The organism is Saccharibacillus sacchari, assembly GCF_037722395.1.
GTDB lineage: Bacteria > Bacillota > Bacilli > Paenibacillales > Paenibacillaceae > Saccharibacillus > Saccharibacillus sacchari_A.
Genome location: NZ_JBBKAR010000007.1, coordinates 92,505 through 105,313, shown reverse-complemented (window position 1 = coordinate 105,313; position 12,809 = coordinate 92,505). Strand labels below are relative to the sequence as shown.

Below are 12,809 nucleotides of genomic sequence, written 5' to 3'. Positions count from 1 at the left end.
GTCGGATGTATGCTCTAATTCAACTCATCGACAACGAATACCGGCACCCGAACGGACAAGGTTTGCGTTGGCGGGCCGGATTCCGAATCCGGCTCTGCCGAAGCATCCGGGGCGGCGTTGTCCGAAGTCGGCGAATCGCTGTCGGCGGGCGTATTCGTGTCTTCTTCCGTCGAGTCCGTAACCGGAGAATCCGTGCCTGTATCCTCGGAAACGTCGGGATCGGGGACGGTTTCCGGGTTCGCGGGTTCTTGTTCGATCTCTGCGTATTCGCCTTCGAACGTTCCTGTAACCTGGTAGCTTCCGGGAACAAGGTTCGAGACGCCGCGCAGCACGATCGCCGACCCGTCGCCTGTTTGAGCAAGCGTCTGATCCGAAGCGGACGACACAACGGTCAGCCGCGTACGTACTTTTTCCTGCGGATAGTGCTCGGGGTTATCCGTGCCGATATCGAGCGTGCCGCCTTCAAGCGAGGAAAAGTAAAATTCGCCGTCGCCGCCGGAACGCTCATAAACCGCCGTCTGGCCGTCTTCTTCCGCCTCGATCGGATTTTGCGCGCGCAGCGTGTTGCCGCCATTTTCGATGGTGTAACCATCGGCTTCGATCTGGAAAAGCTGCTCGAATGATCCCGATTGCAGCACGAATGCCGTATAGACCGCTTTGCGCGACGAGGAGCTTGATTGAACCAAAATGACGGGTGCGGTAGGGGTAGACAGGGTATCTTCAACCTCCAGGCTCTGCACATCCAAGCCGCTAAGCAGGGAGGAACTGTTCCGCACACTTGTTGAATCTCCCGTCTTCGTTCCAAAGTACAGCAGACCGTTGTCACCGAGAGCGGCGACATACAAGTCAGCTCCAAAACGGTTTTTCCCGCTGATCGCCAACGAATAGACGATGGACGAATCGGCCTGTTGCAAAATGCGCAGCGGCTGCGCTTCGGTCCAGGCGCTCTCCGTCCGGGTAACTGCCTCGCTCGTGCTAAGGTACGCGTTAAGCGACTGATACAACGCAATCGCTTCTTCAAAACGTTTGTCCGCGACAAGCGAATGTGCACGGCTCATCAATTCTTCGATTCGGGCTTCGATCCATAACGTCATATCCGAATCCAGATTGGCTTGAGAGACGAAGTCGCTGAACGCGCGGGCATGACCGGAAAAGGCGGAATAGCTTTGCGCGTCCAAGTCTTTACGGAGCACGGTATCGGTTGTTTCTTCGGCTTGATGAAGCACCCAAGGCGCGCCGAAGTCATGGCTTTCGTAAGCCTCGATGGTCGAAACCGCTTCGTTCAACATCTCCTGATACTGCCCCGCGGCCGCCATTTTTTTCAACTTGCGCTGATCGTAGTTTTGGAAAAGGGCATTCAACGTCTCGGTTTTCAGTGCCTCTGCATTCGAAGCCGTTTTTGCAACATTTTCGGAAAAAAACACGGCCGGAATACGCAGCAGACTCCATTTGGCCGATTCGTCGTCATAACGGTTATCGTCAAGATTGGCGGCAAGAGCTTGCTCGAAGTCCGAACGGAAAGCGGAAAAGCCTTCGTTTACCGTCTTCGCCAGCTCGTACCGCTCGCTCAATTCCGCGTATTCGACGGCAAAATCGCTGATCAAGGACTGCTCGCGAAAGCCGTCATAAGACTCGTACGCCGTCAAAAAAGTCTCGAAGTCCTTATTTTCCGATGCCGCCAACAATTCGCTTTTGGACTTCAGCAGTTCTTCGCGAAGCGCCGTGATCGGAGCCAACTCGGTTAAGCGTTCCGCAAGATGATCTTCGCGATAACGGATGACAGTGTTGGATTGTGCTGCCGCGTACGCGACTTCGGCTTGAATCCGCAGATTTTGTTCGTAAAAGGCATCGGCCTGACGAACCTGTCCGATCTTGGCTTCGATTCGAAATCCTTTCACGATCACGGCAATCAGCGCAATCACGCAAAGAATCGCGAGCAGATTGCGCAGGGTTAGAGCGTTTCGAATCGTTATAAAAGTGTTGTTGAGCTTTTTGGTCATGAAGAGCTTCCCTGCTGCGAGGCATCGCGTGCGTTGCGTTTGCCGAATCGAACCCAATACACTTCGTCGGCTTCCAGCTTCAACGGACCGAATTCACCGGGATGCTGCGACAAGACCTCGCGGAGGCGTTCCAGTCGATCCTCCGAGAGCTTATGCGTATAACGGCGAATAAATTCCGGATATAGCTGGATATACCGTTTCATGCGCACGGCGGCTCCGGCTACGGCAGCGAGAATCTCTTCCCCTTTGCCCATATTGCGAATTTGGGGTTCGTATTTCAGGCAGTAACGGATCGAGCTTTCTTTGATCAGTTCGCGGTTCAGCTTCGCCACTTCGCCAATGTAGCCCGCCAGATGCGGCGAAAATCCGTCCATGATCAAAGGCTCGACCAGCAGATCCATATCGCGGCGCAACACAAAGGTCTGAAGCAATTCGGCCTGGAGCCCGCGGATCGGATCGTTGCGCAGCAGGGTGTTCACTTCGCGCAGCATCTCGTACGCTTTGGCCGGTTCGGCTTCCAACAATCCTTCCGCGGCGCGAATATCTTGAATCAGGCCATGCCGGATACGATCCTTGTCCCGTGCGAACAGCCGATCCGTGCGTATGCGCAGCTGTGGCTCGAATACCCGGTATTGGTAAAAAGCGAGCAGAGCGGTTAACGCGACGCCGGCCGCTGCCGCGATTCCGATCCACGGCATCGTATCCGCGAAGAACATGGCCAGCAAGGTCAGCAACGCGGAGAAAAGCAACTCCGACTGCATGGAGCGCTTGAGTTCGCGTTTGGCGTAGCCTTGAACGGTGGTTAGGGTGCGTTTTCCGCAAAACGGGCAGATTTCTTGCGACAGCACCGTGTAACCGCCGCATTTTCGGCAAACCCGCAGCTTGTCGTAAGCGTACTCGGTGCGTTCGTAAGGCTTAAACGTGACCGCTTTTTTCTTGATCATGGACTCTCACGCCGTTCGTTTAGAGTGTTTAACAGACGTTGGTCCAAATCTGCCCGGGAAAGGGCTTTTTTCGGACTACGCATATACAGAATGGATTTAATTCCTGCAAAAAGAAACAAAATCCCGAGTAGTCCGTATGTGACATAAATGATATAGGCGGACAATCGTTGCACGTCCCTTTCATGGCCCGGTGACGGGCGTATTTCGGAAGTCCCAAAGAAAAATATCGAATCGTTGGTGCAAATTGGAATAGATTCGTGAATCGCTACACGTTTTACGTTATAATTTGGGCAACGTCTCCTTGCTTAACGATAGCTGGAAAAGCGGCCTTGTGCAACATGTGAAATACGGACTTTTAACGCCTAAAAACAACGATCGTGCAGGAAGGTTACAACCTTTTCAGAAGTTATTAACGAAATATTAAGGAATTTCACAGAAAACAAGCCTATGATAGTTTCGTCGGTGTCCGTCTTTAGCAGCACGCTACGGGCAGTTGGGCTTGTTACAGATTTGATCGGGAATAACGAATCACAGATAAATCAAAGGGGTTTTGTCGAAATGGTGCCAAAAACAAGAAGGCTTATCTACCCGCTGCTCGCGGCTCTGCTGCTGGTGGCGGGATTACTTCCGGCAGGATCGCGGCTTGCGGCGGCCTCGGGAGCGACGTCTGCTGGGACAGCGGCAAGCTCGGCAGGTTCCGCGCCGATCGATGCGGTATTGGTGCTGGATGCGAGTAACTCGATGGCAACCAGCGACCCGCAGAAAATAGGCAACGAAGCGATGAGATTGTTCATCGATATGCTGCCGGTTCAGGGGGATCGCGTCGGCATCGTGTCCTACACCGATGTCGTGCAGCGCGAGAAGGCGTTACTGGAAATTCAAAGTCAGTCTGATAAGGAAGAACTAAAGACGTTTATCGGACAGTTGGGTCGGGGTGCTTATACGGATACGGCGGTCGGCGTCACCGAAGCGGTAAACATGCTGCAACGCAGCGCGCAAACGGGCCGCGAACCGATGATCGTTCTGCTCGCCGACGGCAACACCCAACTCAATAGCACCAAGTCGAAAACGTTGGAACAATCGCAACAGGAACTGGCCGATTCGGTGCAAAAAGCGAAAGCCGCCGGTATTCCGGTCTATACGATCGGACTCAATGCGGACGGCAAGCTGAACCAGGCCGAACTGGAGAAGATCGCGACCGACACGAGCGGCAAATCGTTCGTGACCGACTCCGCCGACGATCTGCCCGGTATCTTGAGTGAGATTTTCGCCAGCCACCAGCAGCTGAATGTCGTTCCGCTCGGTTCGCTGACCGGCAACGGCAATTTTCAGGACTTGAAGATCAGCGTGCCGAACGCCAACGTCCTGGAAGCCAACGTGTCGATTACTTCAACACAAAAGGTAGAGCTGAAATTGAAAGACCCGAGCGGCGCCGAAGTGACAATTCCGTCGGATGCGGTCACTTTGTCCACGTCCAAAACGTATTCGCTGCTCAAAATGATCAAACCGCAAGAAGGCGATTGGACGTTGAGCGTCAAAGGCGCGGACAAAGACCAGATCGATATCAACCTGGTGTTCAATTACGATCTGGAATTGGCGACGGCTCCGCTGAGTGGTTCTTCGTACGGCAAAGGCGATAAAGTCGATGTCTCTGCCTATCTGACAAGTGGCGGCACGAAGCTGGATTCGCCCGAGCTGTACGCCACCATGCAAGGTTCGCTCGTGGTGAAGGACGAAGATACAGGTACGGAGACGAGCGTTCCCATGACGTTAAAGGGCACGCAGTTCGACGGAAGCTATGAACTGCCTGAAGCGCACAAGTATACCTTGATTGTTCGCGCCGAAGCCGACAGTTTCTATCGGGAATCCGCACCGATCAGCATCGACGCGGCATCCGGTGCGGTATCGGGCGGGGCCGGAACTGATGCGGAGAAAAAGTTCCCCTGGATTCCGGTCATTCTGGGCGTGCTCGGTCTGCTCCTGCTGGCGGTCATCGCGTTCTTCGTGATGAAATATCTCAAAAAAGCCAATAAAGGCTTCGTCGGTCAAATGGTGATCGAGATCCGCGACGAAAACACCGGCGAACGCTCTTATCCGCAATATAAGAAACTAAATACGTACAAAGGCCGTCTCAATCTGCATCAGCTTCTCCAACTCGCTCCCGAGTTGAAGGACACCGAAAACATCGTGTTCACCCCGGGCTCCGAAGACCGCATCGTGCTGCGAAGCAGCGCCGAAGGCGTCCCGATCGAAAAATCCGGCCGCGTCGTCGACACGTCCAAAGGACTGGAGCTGAAAAGCGGGGATCGGATTACGGTCCCGATGGCGCAAGCCGGAAAAACGATTCTGGTGGAATATTTGGTGTAATGAGCTTCATCAAATCCACTGGCGAGTTTGACGAAAGAGTTTGAAGCCAGACGGTTCAACTGGCTTCAAACTCTATCCAACGAGCGATTCCAACCGAATTGATGAAGCTATGAGCTTCCTTAAATCCCTCAGCGAGTTTGATGAAAGAACACGAAGCCAGACGGTTCAACTGGCTTCGTGTTCTATCCAACGAGCGATTCCAACCGAATTAAGGAAGCCTACTTCGGAACGCAAAAGATTTTGAATTTTTGCTTTTAATATTTTGACTAGTCGTGACTTCGGCTCCAAGCTACCGTCACGACCTGCTTCACTCTTTTCTCACTTAAATGCACAAATTGCTGACTTTTCATCAACATTTCCGCGTCATCCCGCTCCGTTTTCCGTAAATGCTGATTTACCGTCAACAAATTCGCCGGAAAATCGGGATTTGGCGGATAAAAAGCGGAAAATGTTGACCTTTTGCTCACTTTTGCTGTGAAAATCTGATTTTCTGCCTAAAAAGTTGCTTTTTTATCAACATCCCCGTCTTGAGACGGTGTTGGTCTTCAGCGATATTGCCTAAAATGCAACGTAGAAGAAACAAAAGGTGAAAAATACGAGCTACCTTGCCTATTGTGCAACGTAGAACCGGCAACACGCTCGATGCAGACCGAATGAGGTGTGCCACGTTGCACAATAAGCAGCGTAAGCTCGTCAAACGGCTTCAATTCATAGGCTACGTTGCATAATAAGCAACGCAACCTATCGCACGTTTGCGAGTCACCGGGCTTAATCGGCTTGGTTGTTGGTCACTTGTCGCTTGTTATGCTTTGCTGTTCGCGGCTTGTCGCCCGTTGCGCTTCGCCTTCATGCCTGCGTGCTTGAGCGCGCGACTCCAACTCTTCACCCTTCATATCATCTACACCCCGAACCGGCTTTCCTTCGTTGCAAGCAAGGGCGAAAGCCGTATCCCGAAAGGAGCTTTTCATGAAACCGATCGTAAGAGAACATATCCAGCAACTTGACGTCTCGCTCGGAGGCGGGATCGTCAGCGAGAAAATCCGCGTCGATACTATCGACAACCCGATGCTTATCATCGGTCTGGGCGGTACGGGCATCGACGCGCTGCTGCGCCTCAAATACCAGATCAATCGCCGCTTCAAACTGCCGGAAGATCCGGTTTCCAAAAAGAAAATGGAAAAACCGTCCAACGTCGAATTCCTCGCGTTCGAGACGAACGAGCAGGATCGCGGCAAACGCTACAAAGGCATCGGGCTGGACCCGATCAACGAATTCGTGCTGCTCGCCAACGCCGAGATCGGCGGACTGCTGCAAAACCGCAGCATCTTGGAGCCGTACATCACCGAATGGCTGTCGCCGGAACTGAGCATCACCGACGGCATGAACGGCGCGGCCGGCGTACGCCAGGCGGGACGTCTGCTGCTGTTCACCAAGATCAACCAGGTGGTGCAGGCGATCGACAAAAAGATCAAAACGCTATCGGTCGGCACCAACAAAAAACTTACCGTTTTCCTGCTGACGGGTCTGTCGGGCGGTACGGGCAGCGGCTCGTTCCTCGATATTTCGTACATCATCCGCGGGTTGGTCGAGCGCGACCACGGTTCCGCCGGCGTCGACCGTCTCAATATGCTGGGCTACCTGTTCACGCCGGACGTCAACCTGTCGAACAAAAGCCTCAGCGAGCACACGCGCGAATACGTCCGCAAAAACGGCTACGCCGCGCTCAAAGAGCTGGATTACTGGATGAACGTCGACGCGCGCAGCGAGCGATTCAAGCAGCAGTACGGCAGCATCCTGACCGTCAACTCGCCGCTGCCGCCTTTTAACCTGTGCCATCTGATTTCCGCGACCAACACCGAAGGCAAGCTGCTCGAAAACGCGTACGATTACTGCATGAACGTCACGGCGGAAAATATCACGAACTTCATGGCGAGCGAAGAAAAAGCTTCCGGCGAAGAGTTCGCGATCCACGACTATATCAGCAATATCCGCACGAATATCGCGCAGATGACGAAGGCATACCCGGCCAACTACGATTACAACATCATCGGCGCGTCGTCCGCGGTGCTGCCGATCGAGGAAATGACGACGTATCTCGCGTACCGCCTGTTCCAGAAGATGGAGAAAATGTTCCAGCACGCGCCGAACCAGGAAGAGATCGAACGTTTCGCGCAAAAGATCGCTTTGGACCCGGATTCCATGCTCAAAGCGTTTGAATCCCGAGTGCCGGAACCGATTCCGGGCTACCAGAACAGCGAACGCCTCAGCTACGCCAACGTGGTCAAAATGCAGAACGTGAGCATGGACGCGGAGTTGGAGCAGACGTTCCTGACGCGTGCGCGCGAAGAATACATCAAGATGAAAAAGCAGCTTCCGGGCGAAATGCTGGAACGTTTTTCCGAACAGATCCGCCGCGCGTTCTTAAGTCCCGAACAAGGGCCGTTCTACGTGTCGCGCCTGATTTATACGGAAAAAGGCTTCTCCCTGCTCAAAATGCTGCAAGCGTACATCGAGAACCTGCGCGAGTCGCTGCTGCGTATTCCGCGCGATATCGAAGCAGCGGAAGAACAGGCGAACGAGCGTCTCGGCGACGCGAAAAGCGCTCTGATCTCCCGCGACAAAAAGAAAAACGCCTATATCGAAGCCAAAATGAACGAATACTGGCTGCGGGCCGATATTGAGCGCACGGAGCAGATGATCGAGTTCTACGAGGACTTCTACGAACTGCTCAATCGCGAAAACAACCGGATCTACGGCGTGTTTACCGAAATCTTGAACGCGCTCAGTTCGATTTTCGAACGCAACGGCGAGATTCTGACGCGCGGCGACGAGCAGATGGACCACAAAGGCAACAAAACGTACTACTGGAACGTGGTCAGCGTGCCGGACATTTCCAAAGTCGTAGGCAGCATCATGGAAAAACGCGACGTCGACGATCTGATCCGCGATTTCGCGCAAGAGCTGATCGACCACTCCGACCGCTGGATCAAAGAGCAGGAAGTCGATATCGTCGGTTCGATCTCGGACTTCCTGACCAGCAAATTCGGGGATCTGATCACCCAGTCGATGGAAGATTTCCTGCGCATGAAGTTCGGCGAAGACGAGTCGATCGAGAAGTTCGTCGAGCGCAATATCGCGGGCAAACTGGACGAAGAAGCGATTCCGGTGTTCCATCTGAGCAACAGCTCGGGCAATCTGCATTTCCCTTCGTGGGGATTCGTGTCCGTACCTGTGGAAGCGCCGGGCATTCTCAAAGGTATCCGCAACTACCAGGAGAACGCGATCGGCAAATCCAACTTCACCGTCAAAGAAAGCCGCGTCAAAAACCGGATTTTCTGGCTCAACACGCGTAACGGGGTGCCGTTGTTCGTCTATACGCCGCTCAAAGTGTATGAAGAAAATTACGAACGCACCATTCTCGGCAAAGAAGGCGTCGGCCGCCACCTGGTGCAATCGGAACGCGACAACTGGACTTATCTGCCGTCGCCGATCCCGCAGCAGTCGTGGGGCGACGTGTACGACAACGGCCGGGTCAAAGACTACAACGCGCGCGTCAGAAGCGAATTCGATCGGGCGCGTAGCTTCGGAGTCATTATCGAAAAAGACGCCGACCAAACGACGAGCAGCCGCTACTCGGTCGTGACGACGAAAACCTTCGATCTGTTCGCCGCGCTGTCCGGTTTCGATATGCAGTTGCAAAGCGCCAAGCCGAACCTGGGCGAAGTGAAGCGCGCCTATGCCGAATTGAAGCGTCTGTTGGCCGAAGGCATCGACCGCGAATCGACCAAAGACATTTTCGGCAGCATCAATGAAGAATTGGCTAAAGAAAACCTGATCCGTTCGCCGGAGCAAATCCGCCGCGTGCGCGAAGAACTGGCGAAGTACGAGCAGATTCAGGCGAAGATCGCCGAGCTGGAATCGCTATTGTCGCAGCACGCCGGGGAGGAGCAACTGCTGGATCAGTATATCGAAGCGCTGTACACCGAGACGATCGTCAAAAAAGGCGCGTTGTACGTGTATGACCGCGAAGAAGACGAGGAAAGCTGGGAACCGTTCGTCAATCTGATGAAAAGCCGCAGCTATCCGCATTTCGAAATCTACAACGTGTTCCGCGCGTTGGGCGACCGCGAGCGTCAGACGCTGCTGCGCAAAGCGTCCCGCCGCTCGAACGAGCTGACGGCTTCGGAAGACGTGTCGCTGCTGGTCGGCAAGCTGGACGAGCTTTACACGACGTTTATCGAAGCACGTCAACAGCTCGAATACGAGCGCATGGAGCTGGTCAACGGCGAAGAAGCGTACCGCTTCTATCAGGAAACGGCTGCCAAGCTGAACGAGCTGCGCAAAAGGTTGAGATAACATGAACGAGCTGTTGGAGCAATTCGCCGCCGCGTACGCGGCAAGGGAAGAAGAACTGCCCGGCTTCGCGGAAGGACGAAGCGGCCTGCATTATCCGGCCGCTTTCCTGTTTATCGGGGACCGCGCGGCCGAGGCGGCTGTATCGCTGACGGAACTGAATGCGCACAAATACGACAACGCCGCGGGGATTGCGTATTTCCATATCGCGACGCAAAGGCTGCCGGAAGATGCTTTGGATCGCCACCGGCAAGCCGTGCGTTTTCGCTGGGAGGCTTTCGGTTCGCACGGCGCGGAAGAAAATACGCTGCGGCGCGATACGCACCGGGCGTTCGTCAATTCGCAAGCCGACCATCTGTACGAGCTGAACCGCGACCTGCGCCGGTCCAGCCGGATGTTGTCGGAAAGCGGGCGGTTATTCGCGTCGTTCGACCGTCTGCATCTGTCGGTGGTCGTGCATGCGGACGACGTAATGAACGTGTTGACGCCGGAGATTTCGCTGCTGGCGGGAGCGGTGTTCGGGCAATCGTTCAAATCGGTGCAGACCGATCTGTACGTGCTCGTCAGCGATCAGGAGCAATCGGATTCATTCGGGTATTCCAGCTCGGTCGGCGTCTCGTTCCTGCGGGAGCTGGATCTGATGCAGCGGCCGGAGTATGCGTTTTCCGCGCCTTTGCAGGTGACGGAAAACCGGTTGAAGATCGACGTGAACCACGCGCCTTCGCCGCTGTTCGATCTGGTCTATATCCTGTCCGACAAAAACGAACGGGGCATCGCCGCGCCGGGCGGCCTGCGCGGGGCGTACGAGATTATTTGCCACGCGCATCTGCTCAAAAACCGCCGCCGGGACGCGGGAACGGCCGCTTCGATCGCCGGAGCGGCAGGGTCTGCGGACGAGCAACCGCTGGAAGGACTCAAAACGGGTGCCGGGCAGTACAACAATTCCGCGTTCAAAAGCGGACTGTCCAGCGAGTCGGGGCGCCGGGGCTTGGCTTCCGGCGGGTTCGCGCGGGTCACGCGTCCGGACCGCTCGATCGCGCTGGCGGTGCTGTATCAGTTCGCGCGCGGATTGAACCGCCGCATGCGGGAGATCCCCGAGATGCCGGCCGCCGAGCAATTGGCGCGGCTGGAACTGGATCGTCCGCATATGCGGGGGCGGGCCGAGCGCCTGGCGCCGGACGAAGGCCGTTTGGAGGACATGAACGGCATCATGAGTTCGTCCGTCCCGTATTCGTCGATTCGGCGGATGTCGCTGGCGGAAGCGGAAGAGACGCTGTTCGGGAAAGCCGCGGAAAGTTTTTTCCGCGGCAACTTCGAAGCGGAAGCGCAGCGCTATCTGGGCGAAGCCGATATCGGGCGCGGGCTGCGCGAGTATGCTTCGCGGGCCGCGGCGGAAGACTCGCGGCACTGGCTGTACCGGATCGCGGCCTGGAGCGATCCGTCGGAATCCGCGAACGCGGCGCCGTCGGCGCTGCTGGAGCGGATGCGCGAAGCGATGCTGGAGCGCGAAGGAGCGCGGGAGGAATTGGACAGTCTGTACGGCGGCATCGTCGAAGACCAGCCGTTCAAAAAAGCGCTGCTGCGCGACAGCCAAAACGTGCGCAATTTCGTGCGGTATTTTTTCGAGCAGGTCTACGGCTTGAAACTGCGTATCTTGCGGCTCGATATGGAGATCGAGCTGTATCGGCGGTACGAAGACGCGCTGGCCGAGCTGCACGGCCAGTACAAAGCGACGATCCGCCGCGTGGAGCAGTTGGAGGAGCGGCTGCGCCGCGCCGCGGATTACAGCGCGCGGAGCGCGGACGATTATATCGGGCAGAACCTGATGCCGTATTATGAACGCGTCGTCGACGCGGTCATGCGCGACGCCGAAGACCGGCGCGGGCGCGATTATTATTTCGAGGAACGCAGGCTCGGGGATCTGGCCGCGCTGGTGTCGGAGCGTCCGGAGGACGCTTACGGGAACGGCGTAGCGGGCGCGGCTGGTGGCGCAGGCAGCGGAAGTTACGCCGGGGCGGCCGGAAGCGGTTCCGGCGCGGAAGGTTCGGCCGGAGGAGCCTACGGTTCCGGCACGCCGAATGGCGGCGGAGCGGGCAAGGCGGAAGCGTCGGGCGTCCCGACGCCGGGCTACGGCCGGGGCATCTTGTCCGGCATCAGCGAAGCCGGACTTCCGGCGATGCACGCCGGGGAACGGCGCCTGCTTCAGCGGCTGCAAGAGTTGTGCGTGCGCGAGATTTTGGGCGCGGAGCCGCTCGTGCAGACGTACGAGCAGGAACTGCTGCGCCGGGCCAACGTGGCCGTCGAGTACGAGAATCGCGAGACGATGACGAAAGAAGATCTGTTCCGTATCCTGTACCGCAAGCTGGAAGAACGGGCGGCGATCACGCTGCGACTGTTCGACTATACGCAAGAGCATCGCCACGAAGAAAAGTATTTTTTCGGCGACGGCAACGGCGAGTTTATGCGTTACGCGCTGAACGAGGAAGAGACGTCGCGGATCTACCGCGTCGGCTACGTCCACGAGCGCCGCAGCGACGGCGTGGAGAAGCTGAACCTTATGGGCGGCTTCCATATCGAAGACCTGATGTATTACCGTAACGGACGCGTGTATTACGACGCTTATGTAAAAGCGGGGTATCTGTTCCACGCGATCGACGCGGGGAAATTGCCGAAGATTTGACGGGGGTTTGATAGGTTTTTGAATGGATTTCGATAAAATCTCGTTGGATTGGACGTTGAGCGCGCGCAGCTTTTTCACCGTCGGAAAGCTGTCCGCGCGTTCTCGTTTTGTTGGGATAAATAGCTGTACATATCCAGTTAATTCGGATCGGAGCGAAGACGAGAACGGGTTACCTGCAAATATCCATTTATTTGAGGCGATTGGGGGAGTTGGCGCTTCAGATTCTCGAAATAAATGGAGATATGCAGGTATTTGCGAAGAAAAGAAGGATTAGCATGAGAATAAATGGAGATATGTAGTTATTTTCGGATTCAAGGTGTAGGGAAGGGATTGGAGTGCGGGTAGGTCGCGGCGGCGGATTGGAAGAGTGAAAAGTTCAAGGGATGCGGCTAAGCCGGATTGGAAAAGTGGAAATTCAAAGGATGCGGCTGCGCCGGATTGGAAGAGTGAGAAGTTCAAGAGATG

General features: G+C 55.6%; 5 protein-coding genes. 3 read left to right on the top strand and 2 right to left on the bottom strand.

All coding sequences use genetic code 11. The annotated features are described in order from the left end of the window. Positions 1-14: 14 nt before the first annotated feature. Complete coding sequence (locus WKI47_RS03160) at positions 15-2,000, bottom strand: hypothetical protein (RefSeq protein WP_340225742.1); 1,986 nt, start codon at positions 1,998-2,000, stop codon at positions 15-17. After that, positions 1,997-2,944, bottom strand: a complete 948-nt coding sequence (locus WKI47_RS03155; RefSeq protein ID WP_340225741.1) for a hypothetical protein — start codon at positions 2,942-2,944, stop codon at positions 1,997-1,999. The genes WKI47_RS03160 and WKI47_RS03155 overlap by 4 nt, the downstream gene beginning before the upstream one ends. A 558-nt stretch (positions 2,945-3,502) precedes the next feature. Between WKI47_RS03155 and WKI47_RS03150 the strand changes: the two genes are divergently transcribed. The 3 genes from WKI47_RS03150 (at position 3,503) to WKI47_RS03140 (ending at position 12,344) form a co-directional block, all read left to right on the top strand. Then, a complete protein-coding gene (locus WKI47_RS03150) occupies positions 3,503-5,311 on the top strand; it encodes a vWA domain-containing protein (RefSeq protein WP_340225740.1) in 1,809 nt (602 codons plus the stop codon). A 966-nt stretch (positions 5,312-6,277) separates the two neighbouring features. Then, positions 6,278-9,667: a tubulin-like doman-containing protein gene (locus WKI47_RS03145; RefSeq protein ID WP_340225739.1), complete on the top strand. Its 3,390-nt coding sequence runs from the start codon at positions 6,278-6,280 to the stop codon at positions 9,665-9,667. A 1-nt stretch (position 9,668) separates the two neighbouring features. Beyond that, a complete protein-coding gene (locus WKI47_RS03140) occupies positions 9,669-12,344 on the top strand; it encodes a transcription initiation factor TFIID (RefSeq protein ID WP_340225738.1) in 2,676 nt (891 codons plus the stop codon). Positions 12,345-12,809: the final 465 nt, after the last annotated feature.

Bases quoted from the DNA above. Each gene is read 5' to 3' on its own strand.
- WKI47_RS03155 (WP_340225741.1), bottom strand. From the start codon at position 2,944: ATGATCAAGAAAAAAGCGGTCACGTTTAAGCCTTACGAACGCACCGAG.
- WKI47_RS03160 (WP_340225742.1), bottom strand. From the start codon at position 2,000: ATGACCAAAAAGCTCAACAACACTTTTATAACGATTCGAAACGCTCTA.
- WKI47_RS03150 (WP_340225740.1), top strand. From the start codon at position 3,503: ATGGTGCCAAAAACAAGAAGGCTTATCTACCCGCTGCTCGCGGCTCTG.
- WKI47_RS03140 (WP_340225738.1), top strand. From the start codon at position 9,669: ATGAACGAGCTGTTGGAGCAATTCGCCGCCGCGTACGCGGCAAGGGAA.
- WKI47_RS03145 (WP_340225739.1), top strand. From the start codon at position 6,278: ATGAAACCGATCGTAAGAGAACATATCCAGCAACTTGACGTCTCGCTC.